Source organism: Saliniradius amylolyticus, assembly GCF_003143555.1.
GTDB classification, from domain to species: Bacteria; Pseudomonadota; Gammaproteobacteria; order Enterobacterales; family Alteromonadaceae; genus Saliniradius; species Saliniradius amylolyticus.
Map to the genome: position 1 here is coordinate 642,598 of NZ_CP029347.1, position 18,531 is coordinate 661,128.

At 52.8% G+C, this 18,531-nt stretch carries 16 protein-coding genes and 1 other RNA gene; 8 read left to right on the forward strand and 9 right to left on the reverse strand.

Annotation, left to right across the window (positions count from 1 at the left end; genetic code table 11):
- The first annotated feature begins 143 nt into the window (after positions 1-143).
- Positions 144-1,043 carry a fructose bisphosphate aldolase gene (locus tag HMF8227_RS03115; protein ID WP_109338791.1) on the forward strand — a complete coding sequence of 300 codons (900 nt, stop codon included), beginning with the start codon at positions 144-146 and terminating at the stop codon, positions 1,041-1,043.
- A gap of 149 nt (positions 1,044-1,192) precedes the next feature.
- Positions 1,193-2,029, forward strand: a complete 837-nt coding sequence (locus HMF8227_RS03120) for a DUF481 domain-containing protein (RefSeq protein ID WP_420820550.1) — start codon at positions 1,193-1,195, stop codon at positions 2,027-2,029.
- Between the two features lie 53 nt (positions 2,030-2,082).
- Here the strand turns inward: HMF8227_RS03120 and HMF8227_RS03125 are convergent, their stop codons facing one another.
- The 6 genes from HMF8227_RS03125 to ssrS all read right to left on the reverse strand — a co-directional run bounded on the left by HMF8227_RS03125 (position 2,083) and on the right by ssrS (position 8,100).
- Entirely contained in the window at positions 2,083-4,410 is a 2,328-nt protein-coding gene (locus HMF8227_RS03125) for a putative bifunctional diguanylate cyclase/phosphodiesterase (protein ID WP_109338793.1), read from the reverse strand.
- Positions 4,410-5,045, reverse strand: a complete 636-nt coding sequence (locus HMF8227_RS03130) for a methylamine utilization protein (protein ID WP_239421180.1) — start codon at positions 5,043-5,045, stop codon at positions 4,410-4,412. The genes HMF8227_RS03125 and HMF8227_RS03130 overlap by 1 nt, the downstream gene beginning before the upstream one ends.
- A gap of 118 nt (positions 5,046-5,163) precedes the next feature.
- Positions 5,164-6,393, reverse strand: coding sequence for a phosphoglycerate dehydrogenase (gene serA, locus HMF8227_RS03135; RefSeq protein WP_109338794.1), 1,230 nt, complete (start codon positions 6,391-6,393; stop codon positions 5,164-5,166).
- A gap of 123 nt (positions 6,394-6,516) precedes the next feature.
- Positions 6,517-7,170: a ribose-5-phosphate isomerase RpiA gene (rpiA, locus tag HMF8227_RS03140; RefSeq protein WP_109338795.1), complete on the reverse strand. Its 654-nt coding sequence runs from the start codon at positions 7,168-7,170 to the stop codon at positions 6,517-6,519.
- A 43-nt stretch (positions 7,171-7,213) separates the two neighbouring features.
- Positions 7,214-7,843 carry a 5-formyltetrahydrofolate cyclo-ligase gene (locus HMF8227_RS03145; protein WP_239421182.1) on the reverse strand — a complete coding sequence of 210 codons (630 nt, stop codon included), beginning with the start codon at positions 7,841-7,843 and terminating at the stop codon, positions 7,214-7,216.
- Positions 7,844-7,916: 73 nt separating this feature from the next.
- Positions 7,917-8,100: non-coding RNA, 6S RNA (gene ssrS, locus HMF8227_RS03150), on the reverse strand.
- Between the two features lie 223 nt (positions 8,101-8,323).
- On the opposite strand from ssrS, the gene HMF8227_RS03155 reads away from it, so the two are divergent.
- From HMF8227_RS03155 to HMF8227_RS03175, 5 genes are all read left to right on the forward strand, one after another.
- A complete protein-coding gene (locus HMF8227_RS03155; protein ID WP_109338796.1) occupies positions 8,324-8,893 on the forward strand; it encodes a UPF0149 family protein in 570 nt (189 codons plus the stop codon).
- Position 8,894: 1 nt separating this feature from the next.
- The gene (pepP, locus tag HMF8227_RS03160; RefSeq protein ID WP_109338797.1) at positions 8,895-10,241 is read left to right on the forward strand and encodes a Xaa-Pro aminopeptidase; all 1,347 of its coding nucleotides are present in this window, start codon (positions 8,895-8,897) and stop codon (positions 10,239-10,241) included.
- On the forward strand, positions 10,219-11,400 hold the full coding sequence (gene ubiH / locus HMF8227_RS03165) for a 2-octaprenyl-6-methoxyphenyl hydroxylase (RefSeq protein WP_109338798.1): 1,182 nt from the start codon (positions 10,219-10,221) through the stop codon (positions 11,398-11,400). The genes pepP and ubiH overlap by 23 nt, the downstream gene beginning before the upstream one ends.
- A complete protein-coding gene (locus HMF8227_RS03170; RefSeq protein WP_204101025.1) occupies positions 11,400-12,605 on the forward strand; it encodes an FAD-dependent monooxygenase in 1,206 nt (401 codons plus the stop codon). The genes ubiH and HMF8227_RS03170 overlap by 1 nt, the downstream gene beginning before the upstream one ends.
- An 85-nt stretch (positions 12,606-12,690) precedes the next feature.
- On the forward strand, positions 12,691-13,557 hold the full coding sequence (locus tag HMF8227_RS03175) for a hypothetical protein (RefSeq protein WP_162558470.1): 867 nt from the start codon (positions 12,691-12,693) through the stop codon (positions 13,555-13,557).
- On the opposite strand, the gene HMF8227_RS03180 is transcribed toward HMF8227_RS03175, so the two are convergent.
- Positions 13,543-14,043, reverse strand: coding sequence for a GNAT family N-acetyltransferase (locus HMF8227_RS03180; RefSeq protein ID WP_162558471.1), 501 nt, complete (start codon positions 14,041-14,043; stop codon positions 13,543-13,545). The genes HMF8227_RS03175 and HMF8227_RS03180 overlap by 15 nt on opposite strands.
- A 133-nt stretch (positions 14,044-14,176) precedes the next feature.
- Between HMF8227_RS03180 and HMF8227_RS03185 the strand changes: the two genes are divergently transcribed.
- Positions 14,177-15,526, forward strand: coding sequence for a Na+/H+ antiporter NhaC family protein (locus tag HMF8227_RS03185; RefSeq protein WP_109338802.1), 1,350 nt, complete (start codon positions 14,177-14,179; stop codon positions 15,524-15,526).
- A gap of 64 nt (positions 15,527-15,590) precedes the next feature.
- On the opposite strand, the gene HMF8227_RS03190 is transcribed toward HMF8227_RS03185, so the two are convergent.
- Complete coding sequence (locus tag HMF8227_RS03190; RefSeq protein ID WP_109338803.1) at positions 15,591-16,505, reverse strand: pirin family protein; 915 nt, start codon at positions 16,503-16,505, stop codon at positions 15,591-15,593.
- 153 nt (positions 16,506-16,658) lie between these two features.
- Entirely contained in the window at positions 16,659-18,353 is a 1,695-nt protein-coding gene (locus tag HMF8227_RS03195; RefSeq protein WP_162558472.1) for a sensor domain-containing diguanylate cyclase, read from the reverse strand.
- Positions 18,354-18,531: the final 178 nt, after the last annotated feature.

Sequence of the window (18,531 nt, forward strand, 5' to 3'; positions counted from 1 at the left end):
TAATAAATCCCTAACCGCCTGCTGCTACTGCAGGCGGTTTTGTTTATAATAAGACGAACAAAAATAAGAGGGGCCCAGCCCCCGCTCAATTCTTCTAAACCCTACATCGGGCCCAGGCCCTAAACAATAAAGGAGTGTTGCCAATGGCAGCCGAAGCTCACGCACAAATGTTTACCAAGGTTAAAACCGGCAAAGGTTTTATCGCAGCGCTTGATCAAAGTGGTGGCAGTACCCCCAAAGCGCTGCGTCTTTATGGCGTTGAAGAGTCACAGTGGTCCAGTGACGATGAAATGTTTTCTCTGGTGCATCAGATGCGGACTCGCATCGTGACCAGCCCGGCTTTTGACGGTGATCGTATCTTGGGTGCCATCCTGTTCGAAGATACACTGGATCGAGACATCGACGGTGTGCCATCGGCTCAGTTTCTGTGGCAGAAAAAGCAGGTCGTGCCCTTCCTGAAAGTCGATAAAGGCTTGGCCGATGAGGATAACGGCGTGCAGGTCATGAAGCCTATTCCCAATCTGGATGGGTTACTGGGTAAGGCGAGGCAGCAAGGGGTATTTGGTACCAAGATGCGTTCTGTCATCAAAGAAGCTAATGCCGATGGTATCCATTCCGTGGTGCAACAGCAGTTTGAAGTGGGTAAGCAGATTATTGCCGCGGGCTTAGTGCCCATTATTGAGCCTGAAGTGGACATTCACTGCCCCGATAAAGCGGACGCCGAGGCGCTGTTAAAGCAAGCCATTCTGGCCGAGCTGGATAAACTGGACGCCGAGCAGAAGGTGATGCTTAAGCTGACTCTGCCGGAAGTGGATAATTACTACCGTGACTGTATCGAGCATCCGAATGTGGTGCGGGTTGTTGCCTTATCCGGTGGTTACAGTCGCGAGCAAGCTAATGAGAAGCTGTTTGCTAACAATGACATGATCGCCAGTTTCTCACGTGCATTGACCGAGGGGCTATCGGCCAGCCAATCTGACGATGAGTTTAACCAGACCTTAGATCAATCGATTGCCAGTATTTTTCAGGCCTCCTGCAGTTAAAAACCAAACACGAAAACCGAGTCGGTGAGTTACCGGCTCGGTTTTTGACCTCCTGTATAAAAATAAATACACAAGCCTCTACACAGAAGCTGTAATTTAGTTACAATATGCGCGTTTAAATTTTAACCGCTAGTTGCAATAGATTAAGGATTTCCATGACACTGAATCGTTCATTGTTGTTTTTGTCTTTAGTATCTACCTCCGCCTTCGCGCAGGCCGATGCCCTGGACGCCCTTTTTGAACCCTCTGCAGGGGGAAACACCGGTTCTGAGGCCGCGAAGACCTTCAGTATGGATGGTGAGTTAGGCGTTTTGCTGACAACGGGTAATACTGAGACCACATCGGTGAAAGGCAAACTGAATGCCAGTCATGAGTTGGAAAACTGGAGCAATGACTATGTGTTTGAGGCTCTGTACAAGCAAGATGAAGTGCTGATTGAAGGCACTGATGATCAATACAGTTCAGAAACCTCGGCTCAGAAAATCTTCTTATCCGGTCAAGGTAACTACAAGCTAGAGAACCCGAACCATCGTCTGTTTGCGTTTGGCTCCTATGAAGATGACCGATTCAGCGGCTTTGAATACCAGGCGACAATCGCGGCCGGTTGGGCCCAGCAGCTTTGGAAAAGTGAAACAAGCTCGTTCAACTACAGTGTCGGTCCGGGTTACTCCTTTGCGGACAAAGTCGACACGGTGGATGCTGATGGTAATGTTATTCCCGGTGAAGACGTCAGCGGTATGATTGTGCGGGGCGCGCTGGATTATAAATGGAAGATTTCCGATACCGCGACCTTCCGCCAGAAGTTCAGTACAGAGGTGGGCTCGGACAATACCAAGTCCAAGTCAGAAACATCCGTATCGGCCCAGATCAATGGCTCTCTGGCAATGAAGGTTTCATTACTGCTTAACCATAACTCAGATGTGGATCCGGGTATTGAAAATCTGGATACGGAAACCGCGGTAACACTGGTATATACCTTTTTCTGAGTTAAGAAAAGAATGACGGAAAGCCGGCCGACAGGTCGGCTTTTTTGTATTTATCAGGGGGTCTTAAGCCAGTCGCACGGCGGCGCTAACCACTCTGCCAGGTCGTCGGCCGACATAGGCTTGCCAATGAAATATCCCTGCGCCTTGTTACAGCCATAGTTTGTCAGCAGTGTTAGTGCTTGTTCTTCCTCAATGCCTTCGGCCACCGTGCTCATTCCCAGGTTCTGAGCCAGACTGATCAGCGTCTTAACCATCACCTGATCCTCGTCATTAGTGACCATATCCATGACAAAGGTGCGATCGATCTTCAACTCCTGAACCGGCATTTTCTTAAGTTGTGCCATAGAAGAGTAGCCGGTACCAAAGTCATCAATGGACAAGGTGATACCCATGTCTCTGAGCCGCTGCAATGCAACAATTGCGGTGTCAGGGTCGTTCATTACTGAGCTTTCGGTTACTTCCAAGGTGAGCTGCTCTGGGCTCAGTGCATTGTTTTTGTATAGCTCGGATACGTATTCGGGAAGATGCATGTCCACCAGGTCCAGCGCTGAGATATTTACCGCCACATTCAGCTTATGACCCTGATCCCACCACTGTTGTTGGTATTTCAGAGCCTCGGCAATGGCATAATGGGTTAAATCGCGAACCGCGCCGGTTTGTTCGGCCAGGGGAATAAACTCGTCGGGAGGAATAAAGCCGAGCTCGGGGTGAAACCAGCGAATTAAAGCCTCAACACCGATAACGCTTTGCTGCTGTAAATCCACCTTGGGCTGAAAGTAAAGCTGCAGTTGCTGGTTTTCGATAGCACTGCGTAATTCTGTCATTAAGCTCAAACGTTCCACCGAAAACTGATTCAACTCTGGTTGATACAGGGCATAAGCCTGATGGCCAGACTTGCTTTGGTACATAGCAATATCAGCACATTGAATCAGTTCCGCCGGAGTCTGGCCGTGCTCGGGGTAAAACGCAACGCCGATGCTGGCGTCCATATCCATGACAACCCGGTCTACTTCCAGTGGTTGACGGAAGGCCTTTACCACCTGTTCAATAATGGGGTGAATGGATTCCTGCTCGGGTAACGGCACAACTAGGCCGTATTCATCCCCGCCAAGTCGGGCTAAGAATCCAGAAGCCAAAGACAGGTTCTCCAAGCGCTCCGCCACCAGCTTCAGCACTCTATCGCCAATGGCATGGCCCAGGGTATCGTTAATATCCTTGAACCGGTCAAGATCCAGCATAAACAGTGCCAGCGGGGTTCGGGCTTCAATGCACTTCTGCAAATGATTATTGAAGTGGTTACGATTTGGTAAGTTGGTAAGGCTATCGTAGTAGGCCAGTTTTTCGATATCGGCTTCCCGCTGTTTTATGCCTCGCTGCATATCATCGATGGCGTCGGCCAGCGCAGCGACTTCTGCGGTCCCTGTCGAGGGAAGCCGATCCACATACTGCCCCTGGCGAATTCGGTTGGCGACACTCGCCAGCCTGGTCAGCGGTCGGGAAATGCCATTGGAAATAGCAATAGCCGCGAGCAGAGTTAACAATCCTGCCGGTGCCAGAATCAGTAACAACTGTCCAATCAAACTGTTATAGGACAAGAAAGCCTGGTCGGCGGTGGTCGTTAGCAGCAGAATAATGGGGTGGCTACTACCGAGCTTGGCCGTTGCATACACAAAGTCTTGTTGGCCCAGCACCAGGCGGTGTAATCCGGGCTGAATGTTGAGTGAGGCCTGAGCGAATTCTTGTTGATAGTGTTCTGAATAGCTGGAGGCCACGATGCGCCCCTGATGGTCCAGGATGCTGACTTGCATATCGGTCAGCTCTACTAACTGGTCTGTCACCAGCCGGTGGGCCTGGATGGCGGAGACCAGCCAGGCATTGACCTTGGGTGAACTCTCCACAAAGCGCACCGGACTGCTATTGACCAAGTAAAGTTTATCCTGCAGTGCCAGCCAGTGAATGCCGGGGGAGGCAAAATCCTCAACGTCTTGTCCTGTTAGGCCCTCCAATTTGGGACTGGCGGTGATCAGTTTTTGTTGACCATCCTGAACCCAGAGGCGATCTGTCTCCAGGCGACGACGGTGATTACCCAGAGCAGCCTGCAACGAGGCCTGGTCTTCATGTCCACCGGCGATCAGCCGCTTGGTGCTGAAGTCTTTGGCGAGCGTATCCAACGCGGCCCGAATTTGCTCGCTGCGGTTGAGTATCTTATCTTCGACTACGCGTGCCGAGGTCTTGGTGTGTGCCAGCATCTGACCCTTTGAATGATCATAGGCGGCATTTTGTACCGTCACTAAGGTCACGGCCACGATCAGGCAGACGATGGCGAAAAACACCAATAGCATCCGTCCACGCAGCGAGCTAATTGACCACCACTTCATCATCAGTACCCCATAAACTCGTCTTCATCCTGCTGGTAATTGATGCCCGGGAGCAAGGGGTTGCTCAGAGTCACACGTGTGGTAACAGAATCTTTCACCTCAAGCGGTTGTGTCACCGGTGAGGGCTCATCCAGTCGTGGGTGCCGAACATGCAGTTGATAGTTCCCCTTTGGGACGTCCAGGGTTGCCTGGCCATCCTGGTTCGTGCGGGTGAAATAGGGAGTATCCACAACATAGATATAACCTAACATCCAGTCGTGCACGTTACAGCCGAGCTCTACCTGGCCTTGTTTGTCAAAGGTCAATGGTTCTGGCGCCCGGTCCTTATACAATTCCAGCTCAAAGGTCTTCGCTGGGGAAAAGGAATACACATGATGTTTAATCGAATCGGAGTTGGGAAAGATCACCCGGGAACCTTTTTGGACGACCAGAACATGAGGCTTAAATTGCCGACTGACCTGGTCCATCTGGGCCAGGTGTTCAGGGTCTGCCTCGGGGAGCGGCTGGTCACTGGTCAGGTAAACGACGCCACCGGACAAAGCCTCTCCGCCGGGCGCGGTTACAATAACCTGAACCGGGACAGCGTGCCCATAAGTGCCAATGATTGCCAGCAAAAGGCAGAGGGTTCTTAGCGGCATGTTTTTACTCGGTTGCTCAATGCTGTGTCTAACTATAACAGCCTGTAAGCGCAGGAGTAATTTGCAGACAAAAAAATACCGGCGCCCGGCCGGTATTTCCATCTTAAGAAAGCGATGCTCAGTGTAACACCCGGGTTTTAATGGTCCCCGGAATTTGCTTGAGTTGCTCCAATGCTTCCAGCGAGTCTTCAATATCCAGGTCGATGACCACATAGCCGATTTCGGGGGTGGTCTGCAGGTATTGAGCGGCGATGTTGATATCCATTTCGGCAAAGGCCTGGTTAATCTTGTTCATCACACCCGGCTCGTTACGGTGAATATGCAGGATGCGAGAGCGATCCACATTAGACGGCAGCGACACCTCTGGGAAGTTGACCGCCGACAGCGTAGAGCCATTATCGCTGTATTTGGCGATCTTACCGGCTACTTCGATACCGATATTTTGCTGGGCTTCCTGAGTACTGCCGCCGATATGGGGGGTCAGGATGACGTTGTCGAATTCCCGCAATGGTGAGACAAACTCTTCCTTATTGGATTTGGGCTCCACTGGGAAGACATCAATGGCCGCGCCGGCCAGCTTCTTGTCTCTGAGTGCCTCTGTGAGCGCGTCGATATCAATGACCGTGCCGCGTGAGGCATTAATCAATATGGCATCCTGTTTCATAGCGGCAAGCTCGGCGGCGCCTATCATATTCTTGGTTTGTGGAGTCTCCGGTACATGCAAGGTGACCACGTCGGAGCTTTTAAGCAACTCATTCAGGCTGCCCACCTGGCTGGCGTTACCCAGTACCAGCTTGTCCTCAATATCATAAAACTGCACTTGCATGCCCAGGTGCTCGGCCAGAATACTCAACTGCGTGCCGATATGGCCGTAGCCGATAATGCCCAGTTTTTTGCCACGGGCCTCGAAGGAGCCATTGGCACTCTTTTGCCAACCACCTTTATGGGCCTTGGCATTCTTTTCAGGGATGCCGCGTAACAGGAGGATAATCTCGCCCAGAACCAGCTCCGCCACAGAGCGGGTGTTGGAGAAAGGTGCGTTAAATACCGGGATACCGCGGCTCTGTGCGGCCTTAAGATCGACCTGGTTGGTTCCGATGCAGAAGCACCCCACAGCGACCAGCTTTTCAGCGGCCTCAAACACTGACTCAGTCAATTGAGTACGTGAGCGCAGACCAATAAAGTGAACGTCCTTAATGCGCTCAATGAGTTCGTCCTCTGGTAATGAGGTTTTCAGGTACTCAATATTGGTGTAACCGTTGTTTTTCAGGTTTTCCAGCGCGCTCTGATGCACGCCTTCTAATAACAGAATCTTAATCTTATCTTTGGATAACGAGACTTTGCTCATGGCGGTTCCGATATAGTGATTGGTTGTCTGAACGTCTAGACGTCCAAAATAGCAAAAAGGCGCTAATCTGCAAAGCAAAATGTGCTGTTTTTCATCAGCGCCGGGCAGGGGGCTGGTTAACGGTCAGGAAACCTGAACGCCTTCTTTGGATGCCGTTATCACCACATCGGCTCCGCGATGGGCGAACAGACCATTGGTGACCACCCCCACGATTTGATTCAGTTGCGTTTCCAGCTCGCCAGGATTAAGGATGCTCAGGTTATGCACATCCAGAATGACATTACCATTGTCTGTGACCACGCCCTGGCGCCATTCAGGGTCGCCGCCCAGCTTGACGATTTGACGAGCCACATAGGAACGGGCCATAGGGATGACTTCCACAGGCAGAGGGAAACTCCCCAGTACGCCGACTTGTTTGGATTGGTCTACGATACAGACAAATTTATCGGCTGCGGCAGCAATGATCTTCTCTCGGGTCAGGGCGGCACCTCCACCTTTGATCATCTGTTTATGTTCGGTGATCTCATCGGCACCATCTATGTAGATATCCACACTACCGGCGGCATTTAAGTCCCAGACCTCAAAACCCAGCGCCTTCAGTTTGGCTGTGGAGTCATCGGAGCTGGAGACGGTGGCCTTGACCTTGTCTTGGATGGTCGCCAGTCCATCAATAAAATGGGCCACGGTGGAGCCTGTGCCTACCCCGACAATCATGTCGTCTTCAATAAACTCCAGCGCCTTATGGGCGGCGGCTTTTTTCAGTTCGTCCTGTGTCATTGTGGTTACTCTGTGTGATGTAAAGTGAGTCTATTCTAGCCTTTCACAGGTTAAATTCCTGAGTCGGCGTGAGAATTTTTTGTAATGGAATATCCCAGGGCTGCACCGGCAGGCTGTCGGCCTGCTGACAGTCATGAGCCAGGCCGATCAGCGTTGGTTTGGGACGCTGGTAAACGGGTTTAAGGGTGCGATCATAAAAGCCGCCGCCCATGCCCAAACGATTGCCTTTAGTATCGAAGGCCACCAGCGGTGTAAACAAAATATCCAACTGTTCAATAGGGCACAGTCTGTGGCATTCCACCTTGGGCTCGGGAATGCCGAAACGGTTGGCTTGCATTAATGTTTCCGGCCCGTAGTGAACAAAGACCAGATAACCGGCGCAAAAAGGGTGTAATACCGGCAAATAGACGTCTTTATTGGCTTGCCAACAATGTTCGATCAGCGGATGAGGGTCCAGCTCCCCATCATTGGCCAGATATAAAGCGACTTTGTGAGCCGACTGGAACTGAGGTTGTTGCTGGCAATGTTTTACCAGTTGCCGGGCTGCCTTCACCTGTTGCTCAGGGCTGAGGGCACGCCGTTGCTGGCGGTAAAAGCGGCGCGTTTCGACAATCGAAGCTTTGCTTGTTGGACGTCTAAGCTGAGTATTCATACCGGGAAGCAGGTCAGCCATACATAGGTTGAGGCTACCACAGGCCAGTCAAAATTTTTAACCCGATGTATCACCTGCTGGGATAGGAAGGCGGGCGCCTCCCAAAATGCCGCTGTTCAGTGAGTGCCCTAGAACCGTATAGTTCAGGGTGGGAGCATCATCGTTACCGTAGGCTTCTCAGTGCATGCTGAGCTTGCTCAATAGTAACGGAATCAGTTCCCTTGGTGTTAAGCATCGGCCAGGGACGAGTGCTGAACTGGCGAACATCTCAGGAGACATTGAACCGTCTATAAAAAGCTGGGGGCTTTTTGCCCCGACTTCAACCTCATTATAGGATCCGGCACCCGGCTTCGGCTAGCACAGAGTGATGAAGATTGAACTGGTTGACGGGAATTTACCCATGTTGTCGTTGTTATGACCCTGCCATCTGGACTCACAACGAGTTAAACTAAGGCTAATACCATTAGTACTCCATACACCTTCTAATCGAGAGAGTCTGCTTTGTCGGATTTTTATAAATTGCACGATCAGTTATCGGCCACGCTGAACAGTGAGAAGATGGCCACCGACGCGGCTGAAGTCCACGGTATTCTCGCCGGCATGATGGCGGGCGGACTGGATTTACAGAGTGACGACTGGTTGCCTCAGTTGAGTGACTTTATTAATCAGGGTGACCCCTTGCCAGCCGACATCCAGCGTCAGGTTCGAACCTTATTTGAACAAACCGCCATGCAGATGCAGTCCGGTGATTTCGAGCTGGCCATCTGCATGCCCGATGACGCCACGCCCATTAACGACCGGGGGCAAGCTCTGATCAGGTGGGTGCAGGGCTTCTTGCTAGGCTTTGGGCTGCATCAGGTGGACATGGGCAAAATGTCCGACGATGTGCGTGAGGCGCTGCAGGACTTTTCCGAAATCAGCCGCATGGATGAAGATATGCCGGAAGGGGAAGACGCCGAGCAAGCGTTGTTTGAAGTCATCGAATACGTGCGGGTCTCAGCCATGCTTTGCTTTGGTGAACATGGTCGTCGCGAGTCCTCAGCTGATAAACCGTCAAAGACTTTACACTGATATGATCCCGATACAGGAATACGTAGCCCGTCGCCAGCGTCTGGCCGAGCAACTCACCGACAATAGCCTGTGTGTAATCCCGGCCGCCGGCGAGGTCACTCGCAGTCGCGATACCGAATACCCTTTTCGTCAGGACAGTGACTTTTACTATCTGACTGGCTTTAACGAGCCAGATGCGGTGCTGGTGCTGATTAAGCAGCCAGACGAACTGGAAACAAGACTCTACTGCCGCCCTAAGGACCCCCAAGCCGAGGTCTGGCATGGCAGACGCCTGGGCCATGAAGCGGCCAAAGAACAGCTCAGAGTGGATAAGGCGAATGCATTGGATGACTTTCAAGGCGAGCTGGAAAGTCTGTTAAACCATAAAACCTCGCTGTATTTCCCTCAAGGCGCTTATGAGTGGCTGGATAAACAGGTTTTTGCCACTTTGCAGATGTTGCGTAATAAACCTAAGACCGGCCATGCGCCGGATACGCTGATCGATCCCAGACCCTTGATCCACCAAATGCGGCTGATCAAGTCAGAGGCCGAGATCGCAACAATGCGCCAGGCGGCGGCCATTTCCGTATCAGCTCATAAACGAACTATGCAGTATTGCTGCCCGGGTCGTTACGAATATCAGCTGGCTGCTGAGTTGCATCATGAGTTTGCTATGCACGGGGCTCATTACCCGGCTTATGGAACCATCGTTGGTGGCGGAGATAATGCCTGTATTTTGCACTATACCGCCAATGAAGATGAGCTCGCCGAAGGAGAGCTGGTGCTGATAGATGCAGGCGGTGAGTTTAACGGCTATGCGGCCGATATCACCCGCACTTTCCCGGTCAGTGGTCGTTTTTCCGAGCCGCAAAAGCAGCTCTACCAGATTGTGCTGGACGCTCAGTTGGCGGCCTTTAAGCATATTAAACCGGGCGGGACGTTGGTGGCGGCTACAGAAGCGGCGGCCGAAGTCATTACCCAGGGGCTGCTGGATGTGGGCATCCTTGAAGGGAGTCTTCAGCAACACATGGATGAGAAAACCTACCGCGAATATTTTATCCATGGCCTGGGCCACTGGCTGGGACTGGATGTGCACGACGTGGGGCTATACAAAACGGGCGAAACACCGGTACCTCTGCAGCCGGGTATGGTGCTGACGGTGGAGCCGGGCATCTATATTTCGCCTGAGGCGGATGTGGCAGAGCAATGGCGCGGAATCGGTATTCGCATTGAAGATAATCTGGTCGTAACCGAGCAGGGCCATGACAACCTGACTCAAGGGGTGCCCAAAACCATTGAAGCGATAGAAGCGCTGATGACGACCCGCCACAACCTGGATAGCGGTGATGACAACCGATACCGACTTTGATCTGGTCATCGTCGGCGGTGGCACCGTCGGCAGCTTACTGGCGCTGGCTCTGCAAGGCAGCGGCCTGCGTCTGGCAGTGGTGGAACCACGCCAACTAACCGATGGCAAACACCATCCGGGCTTTGATGCGCGGGTGATCGCGTTGTCGCACTATTCGGTCAGTTTCCTGGAGGCGCTGGGATTAGGGAGCGATTTAAAACAAATCTCAACCCCCATTCATCGCATCAAGGTGTCTGATCAGGGCCACTTGGGGCAGTGTCAGCTGGCGCGAGAACAGCAATACGTGGATGCCCTTGGACGAGTAGTGGCCTTGTATGACCTGGGCAGACTATTGCGTCAATCGATGGATGAATCGATACATTGGTATTGTCCGGATACGGTGGCATCGCTTGACTATCAGCGCCAGCGGGTAGGCATACAGCTGGCTTCCGGGCGTCAGCTCAGAGCGAAATTGCTGGTCGTGGCGGATGGAGCACCCTCACAGACCGCTGCGCTGGCTGGCATTGAGTCTTCGGTTGAGGAGTACAAGCAAAGTGCGGTGATTGCCAATGTGGCGCACGAAAAGCCTCATCAGCAACGTGCTTTTGAGCGTTTCACCTCTACCGGGCCTTTAGCCTTGCTGCCAATGCAAGGGCAGGTGAGTTCGTTGGTGTGGAGCTTGAATCCGGAGCAGGCTGAGGCCATGAGTGACCTTCCCGAAGCTCACTTTCTGACTGAATTACAGCAGGCTTTTGGTTACTCTTTGGGCCGTTTTGAGCGGCTCAGTCAGCGTTATGCTTATCCTTTGAGGTTAATCCGGGCAGAACGTAATTACGCTCACCGCACTCTGGTTATCGGCAATGCGGCACGTACGCTGCACCCTATAGCCGGGCAGGGGTTTAACCTTGGCTTACGGGATGTGGCGGATCTGACAGGGTTACTCAATGAGGCCCCGAGGGATGCTGGCGATTACGAACTGCTCAGTCATTACCATCGGTGTCGGCGGCGCGATCAGCATAGCACTATTCAGTTGACAGATACGCTGGTGCGCATGTTTTCGAATCAGTTACTCCCGCTGGTGGTGGGGCGTAATCTGGGATTGGCAGCGCTACAACACTGCTCGCCGCTGAAAAGTGTGCTGGCAAGGCAAGCAATGGGTTATCAGCGAGGGATAAATTGATGCAACAAGTCGATGTGCTCATCGTCGGGGGCGGCATGGTAGGACTGACTCTGGCCGCTGCGTTGAAACACTCCCCGCTGAACGTGGTTCTGGTGGATAAGCGGTTGCCTCAGCGGCCACTGAACACAGAGCCTGAACTCAGAGTCAGTGCTATCAACCAGGCCAGTGAGAACTTGTTTCGTCGCTTAGGTGTATGGCAGCTCATTGAACGCAAACAGCCATACACGGCGATGGATGTCAGGGAGCAGGATAGCTTTGCGCGTATTCATTTTGATCATCATGATCTGCTCTTGCCGCACCTAGGCCATATTATCGAGAATCAGGCAGTAACCAATGCGCTGATGGACTCACTGCAGGGGGCGGCTAATGTGCGCCTGATGGATGGTGTTGGTATCCAGTCTCTGGCGCAGGGCAAATCCGAAGCTTTTGTCACTCTCACGGACGGACAGGTCATCAGTGCTGCTTTGGTAGTGGGGACAGATGGCGCTAACTCGGCCATTCGGCGCTTAGCGCATTTACCACTGACTTTTAAGGACTATGAGCACAGCGCCATTGTAGCGACGGTGAAAACCGCGGAGCCGCACCAAGATACCGCCCGGCAGGTATTTACTCCCACTGGACCACTGGCCTTCCTGCCTCTGAAAGACCCTACGCTATGTTCCATCGTCTGGTCACAGGATGCCGCTCAGGCCCGGCAACTCAAGACCCTGTCAGATTCAGATTTTAATCATGCCCTCAGTGCTGCCTTCGATAATCAGTTGGGCTTATGCGAAGTGCAGAGCCAGAGAGTCAGCTTCCCGCTGACGATGCGCTATGTACGCCAATGGGTGAAAGAACGCGTGGTGGTAGCCGGTGATGCGGCGCACACAATTCATCCTCTGGCGGGTCAGGGTGCCAATCTGGGACTGATGGATGTAGCGGCACTGGCCGAAACGCTGTTGGCTTTGTATGAACAGAACAAGGATATCGGATTAGCCCGCAATCTCAGAGCCTTCGAGCGCTCGCGTAAAGCCGATGCAACCGCCATGATTGCGGCGATGGAGGGGTTTAAGCAGCTGTTTAGTGGTACCCATCCGCTGAAAAAACTCGTTCGTGGCTTAGGTATGAGCGCCGTGAACCGACTGCCATTGGCGAAGCAGCAAGCCATGCGCCACGCCGCCGGTCTGGCAGGTGACTTACCTGAAACGATGCGTTCACCCGAATAGGCTCAGTCCCTGAGAGGGCTGGCGTTTGGCCGCCAAGCAGATAAGCTTTGTTGATAACGCTTATTTAAACTTGGGTCCGGTTATCATGTTACAACGCCTGGTACTGATATGTAGCGTCGTTGCGTTTCAGGCGATAGCGCAGTCGCAAGTCGTTCGTACCATCGGCCCTCAGGACCCTGAAGCTGGCGCCAGCCATAAATACTACATTGACTTGTTAGAACGCGTGATTTCCCGGACAGAGGCTGAGTTCGGGCCTGCGTATATCCAGCAGGTGCCGCATCCTGGACAGGGCAGAGTGCTTCGCCTTCTGGGCCAGAACCGTTTCTACGATGTTATGTGGGCTGGCTCATCAGCGCAGCGCGAAGTGAGCCTCAAAGCCATTCCTGTTCCTTTGTTTAAGGGCGGGCTTGGGTGGCGTGGCATGGTCATTCTGGAACAGAGGCGACCGGTCTTTGCCAGGATAAACACACTTGAACAATTGTCTCACTTTGTTGCCTGTCAGGGCGAACACTGGCCAGATTCTGATGTGTTGGAAAACGCGGGGTTAGTCGTAGCCCGAATCAACCGGGTGACGGCCATGATGGAAATGCTCATTAAAAAACGTTGTGACTACTTGCCGCTGAGCCTGTTCGAGGGGCCCTCAGAAGTCAGCGCCCGCCAACATCGTATGCCCGGACTGGTATTTTATGATCGGCTGATCTTAAAGTACCCCCTGACCATGAACTTCTTTGTACACCGCTCCAACGAAGTATTGGCCCGCCGGATGACCGCAGGGTTACAACAAATGGTGCAGGAAGGGGAATTGGAAGCTTTCATGCGGGACCATCCGGTTACCCAACATATGTTTCCCCTCAGTCAATACCGCCAGGCGCGTGTTTTTGAATTGGACAACCCCAATTATGCAGTCCCTGCCCTTTTGGAGCAGCCAGAGTATTGGCTAGGCTTGCCATAGAAAACGTGCACATTCGGTACCCAGGTGATTAACCCGGCCATCGGGCTTTAAGCCCAGCTTTTTCAATACCTCAATGGAGGCCGTATTCTCATCCATGGCGATGCCGATAATTCTGCTGAGCCCCAGTTTTTCGCGGCCAAATTTCATGGTGGCCTGTCCGGCCTCAGTAGCATAGCCCAGGCCCCAGTAATCCGGGTGCAGGCGGTAACCAATATCCACCTCATCCAGATCCGGCAGGTACTTTAAGCCACAAAAGCCGATAAGCTCGCCGCTGTGTTGTTCGATAACAGCATGGCGGCCAAAACCATACTTACTGTAGTCAGCGAGTACTGACTCTCTTAGATAGTCTTCTGTATTCCGTATCGTCTCAACGGGTTTGCCGATATAGCGCATGACCTCACTGCGTGAGTTTATCCGGTTCAGTGCGCCAGCATCGTCGGTGCGAAAAGGCCGTAGCCGGAGACGTTCGGTTGTGAGTTCGGTCATGTGCATGGCATTCTCCTGCGAAGGGCTGATAGCTATTGTATGCTTTGCCTGATGCAAGGAAAATGCTTGAGTTACCCGTTAGAGAAAATTAAACTTCTGGACGTCTAAACGTCTTATTTTAAAAGGAAAGGTTTTGTCCCCAGCCCATTTGTCTCGCGGTAAATATGCGTTGCTACCGTTACTGGTGTTCCTGGCCCTGTTCTTAGGCACCGGCTTCTATCTGCAGTCTCAAGGCGTGGAATACGCCTTCTATCAACTGCCCGCGCCGGTGGCTATCTTACCGGCCATTCTACTGGCGGTGTGGTTGTCGAAAGAGTCGCTAAATCAGACGGTGCATCAGTTTGTGGAAGGCGTAGGGCACCCGAATATTATCACCATGTGCTTAATTTACCTGTTGGCCGGGGCCTTTTCGGCAGTAGCTAAAGCCACAGGCGGCGTGGATGCCACAGTAGCCCTGGGGTTGAGTATTATTCCGGCCGAGTTTTTGCTACCGGGGCTGTTTTTGATCAGTGCCTTTGTCGCGACAGCCATGGGAACGTCGATGGGGACGTTGGCCGCCATGGCACCTATTGGCTTGGGGATGGCTGAAACGGTCGGTATTGAACCAGCCTTGATGGCGGGCGTACTAATGAGTGGTGCCATCTTTGGCGATAACTTATCCATTATCTCAGATACTACTATCGCCGCCACCCGTACACAGGGTTGTGAGATGCGCGATAAGTTTCTGGAAAATTTCAAGTTGTCGCTGCCCGCCGCGATCGCAGCCATGATTCTGTTCGCCATGATGGGCAGTGGCGATGTCACACAGCCAGAATCAGAGGGCAATTTATGGTTGGCGGTTCCCTACTTGCTGATTCTGGGCCTGGCCGTGTCGGGGCTCAATGTGTTTGCGGTACTGACCATCGGTGTGGTGAGCAGTGCTCTGATGGGCGCCTGGCAGGCAGACTATGCATTATCCGGTGTGGCTCAGGACATCTATCAGGGCTTCACCAGTATGCAGGAAATCTTTCTGCTGTCGCTGCTGATTGGTGGCTTGTCGGCGCTGATGCGCCGTCAGGGTGGTTTGCAGTACCTGGTGAACCGAATTATTACCTGGGTCGAGAAACTTTCCAGCCATGCCAGGGCCAGTCACTCACTGGCTATCGCGGCACTGGCCAGTCTGACTAACCTCTGTGTAGCCAATAATACGGTGGCGATTATTATCACCGGTGAGGCAGCCAAGGAGTTATCGAATCATGCCGGTATTCGTGCCCGCCGTAGCGCCAGCTTGCTGGATATTTTCTCCTGTATTGTGCAGGGGCTGATCCCCTATGGTGCTCAGGCACTATTACTCGGTGCCAGTTTCGGTATTTCACCGGTGGCGCTGATTCCCTATGTGTTCTATTGCTACATCTTGGCGATTGTGGCGGTGGGTTTTGTTCTGTGGCAATTGTGGAGTAATGGCACAGGGGCCACGAGCCCTGACAGCCGCAGCAATGGATAAACAACGCTCTCAAGGTAAAGCCAGTTAAGCTCCGGCTTGCGCCGGAGCAGCAGGACAGGGGAGCCTATTTGGGGAGCGGGATAAATGCCTGCTCGTCACCGGGAACTTTGGGGAAGCGACCGGCCTGCCAGTCAGCTTTGGCTTTTTCGATAAGCGCCTTATCACTGGCGACAAAGTTCCACTCCATATAACGCTTGCCGACAGGGGCACCGCCCACTACTGCCAGCATGGTATCGCGGTTGGCTGTCACTGTAATGCCGGACTCATCATCGAAGACCGCCATGCTGTGCTCTTCCAGAGTGGTATCTCTCAGTGCCAGCTCGCCTTTCACCACGTACAGAGCTTTTTCTTTGGCCTCGGGCAACACCAGGCTCTGTCCGGCTTTCAGGCGGGCTTCAATGTATAAGGTCTCGGACAGCGTTTTCACCGGGGAGGTGACGCCGTACGCATTGCCCATCATGACTCGAACTGGAACGCCGTCCTGCTCAACCTCTGGGATCTCGGTCTTGTCATAGTGGAAAAACCCCGGCTCAGTTTGTTCCAGCTCAGTAGGCAGCGCCAACCAAAGTTGCAGGCCGTTGAGGTTGTGAGGGGCCGCTTTTACCTCTTCTCGCTGGCGTTCGGAATGCACAATGCCACGACCTGCTACCATCAAATTAATATCACCGGGTAGCACTCGGGCCTCTGTACCAAGCGAGTCACGGTGCAGCATCTCGCCTTCAAAGAGGTAGGTGACCGTTGCCAGGCCGATATGAGGGTGGGGCCGTACGTCGATGCCCTGGCCGGCCTCAAAATGAGCCGGGCCCATATGATCGAAGAACACCCAGGGACCGACACTGCGACATTCCTTGGTGGGCAGGGTACGGCGGACACAAAAGCCCCCAAGATCTTTGTCTTTGGGTTTGAGCACCAACTTTAACGCGCTGCAGCCACTGGCAATGGCGCAATCCTGAACCAGTTCGGATGCGAGGTTACTCATAATTAACTCCTGCTAAAAAGGGGCCAAGGCTCCCTAAGTGTTGCACGAAAATGAAGGACTTGCCTTAGTGTTCCTGACTCCAGTGAAATAACTGATAGTCAGGTTTTGATAGCCGGGGAGCCAGAAACTGGAAAGTGAGCCCGTGCTGGGTATTCAGGATGTTGTGATAGGGCGACAGCCCTCGGCTTCATAGGTATAGGTGAGGTTGCGCCCGGCTTTTTTAGCACTGTACAGCGCCTCGTCCGCACAGCGCATCATGGCGTTGGCATCAAGCTCAATATTCTCGGAAAGAACCTCGGCAATGCCGCAGCTCAGAGTGTGGTGTATGGACTGCTGATGATATTGAGTCGGCTGCGATTCAAATTGTTGCCGGATGCGCTCAGCCACGTGGCGGGCTTGTTCCAGCGAGTCCAGGGCGAGCAGAACCGCAAATTCTTCACCGCCATAACGCACGGCCACATCAGACTCACGACAGTTCTGTTTGATCAGTCGGCTCAGGGTCTTCAGGACTTTGTCACCGGCATCGTGACCATAGGTGTCATTGATTTCTTTAAAATAGTCGAGATCGATCATCAGGATAAAGAGTTTGTGATCCAGGCTGGGGAATCGCGCCCGGTAATTTTCATACGCCACCTGTAACTGACGACGGTTACCCAGCTTGGTCAGTGGGTCCTGGTGCGCCAGTAACAGGGCTTTTTCCCGATCCTTTTTCATATTCACGACCCAACTGGTCATCGCGACCATGAGCAGTATAATCTCCGCGATGCTGGTCAGTTGCAGCCAAACCAGTGACGACATTCCCCAGTCCAGGAGGGGGAAAGAGGCGGCCACCAGATTAATCAGAACCCCCAGGGAATAGGCCACCCAGGCAATAAAGAACCACATGGCATGGACATTACCCTTTCGCCAGCTACGCCAGCCCGCTACGGGCAGAATCACAGCGACCAGGGCCAGACTAAGGAAGGATGCATGTAGCGCTGGCTCATACAGACCGAACACAACACGGATAGCGATAAAGCCTGCGCATGCCCACTGAAAGAGCTGGACGACACGATTAAAAAGAGGGAACAAGCCCGGCAGGTCGAGAAAATGCCGACCAAACTGGCAAGCGGAGATACAAAATGCCAGAAACACAATGTGAAAGCCTTCGTTGTGCCAATAAGGCCAGTCAGGCCAGATATACTGATAGCCCAGACCATTAAACATGAGCCAGAACAGAATCGACATAGCCATAAACAGGGAGTAGTAAATGGCGGCTGGCTGACGCAGGAAAACCGCCGCCACTGCTGACAAGATCATGATGGTGGTCAAGGCTCCATAGTAGAGCCCGAACAGCAGACTTTCTTTAATGCGTTGTTGTTCGAATTGCCGCTGGTTATACAACGTAAAGTTGAGGCTTACCGAATCGGGTTTCTCATTGTAAGCCTTAAGGTAGACGGCGGTGCGGGCGCCCGCGGGTGTGGTGATGGGAGTTGCCAGCAGTCGGTCGTTTAATGGGCGCTGATGAAAGGCAACCCGGTCGGACAGAGTTTGCTGGTAAAGTGGGCCGTCATCGTGTGTGTAGAATACCTGCATGGTATCCAGATAACTGGTCTCGCTTCGAATTACCCAGCTAAGCGCATCATTGGAGTGGTTCGTTACGTTGAACCTCAGCCAGTGGGCTTGTGCGCCAATTCCCTGATTAATGTGCTTGTTGGTAAAGGGTTGCCATTGCTGCTGACGAACGACTTCAAGACCCATTTCGGGCGATGTTGTCAGGTACTCGGCGTGACCGGTTAACTCACTGCCATCGAGTGCGGAGACGTTTAAGTCGGACTGGGCCTGCGCAAAAGGAATGTAAAGCCACAAACTGACTAGCGCCGCGAATACGAACAGGAACCGGTTTGATTCTTGGCAGTGTTGAGTAATTAAAGCCCCTGTTTTCAAGATGGTGCTCACCTGTCCGGGTTAGCGCCTGCAACTGCCCGAATGATTCAAGCGCATCGTCAATGTTTTGAATGCTATAACCGAGTATATAAGTTGTCGG

Bases quoted from the DNA above. Each gene is read 5' to 3' on its own strand.
- HMF8227_RS03115 (WP_109338791.1), top strand. From the start codon at position 144: ATGGCAGCCGAAGCTCACGCACAAATGTTTACCAAGGTTAAAACCGGC.
- ubiH (WP_109338798.1), top strand. From the start codon at position 10,219: ATGACAACCGATACCGACTTTGATCTGGTCATCGTCGGCGGTGGCACC.
- HMF8227_RS03170 (WP_204101025.1), top strand. From the start codon at position 11,400: ATGCAACAAGTCGATGTGCTCATCGTCGGGGGCGGCATGGTAGGACTG.
- HMF8227_RS03130 (WP_239421180.1), bottom strand. From the start codon at position 5,045: ATGCCGCTAAGAACCCTCTGCCTTTTGCTGGCAATCATTGGCACTTAT.
- HMF8227_RS03145 (WP_239421182.1), bottom strand. From the start codon at position 7,843: ATGGCTGACCTGCTTCCCGGTATGAATACTCAGCTTAGACGTCCAACA.
- rpiA (WP_109338795.1), bottom strand. From the start codon at position 7,170: ATGACACAGGACGAACTGAAAAAAGCCGCCGCCCATAAGGCGCTGGAG.
- HMF8227_RS03125 (WP_109338793.1), bottom strand. From the start codon at position 4,410: ATGATGAAGTGGTGGTCAATTAGCTCGCTGCGTGGACGGATGCTATTG.
- HMF8227_RS03180 (WP_162558471.1), bottom strand. From the start codon at position 14,043: ATGACCGAACTCACAACCGAACGTCTCCGGCTACGGCCTTTTCGCACC.
- HMF8227_RS03175 (WP_162558470.1), top strand. From the start codon at position 12,691: ATGTTACAACGCCTGGTACTGATATGTAGCGTCGTTGCGTTTCAGGCG.
- pepP (WP_109338797.1), top strand. From the start codon at position 8,895: ATGATCCCGATACAGGAATACGTAGCCCGTCGCCAGCGTCTGGCCGAG.
- serA (WP_109338794.1), bottom strand. From the start codon at position 6,393: ATGAGCAAAGTCTCGTTATCCAAAGATAAGATTAAGATTCTGTTATTA.
- HMF8227_RS03190 (WP_109338803.1), bottom strand. From the start codon at position 16,505: ATGAGTAACCTCGCATCCGAACTGGTTCAGGATTGCGCCATTGCCAGT.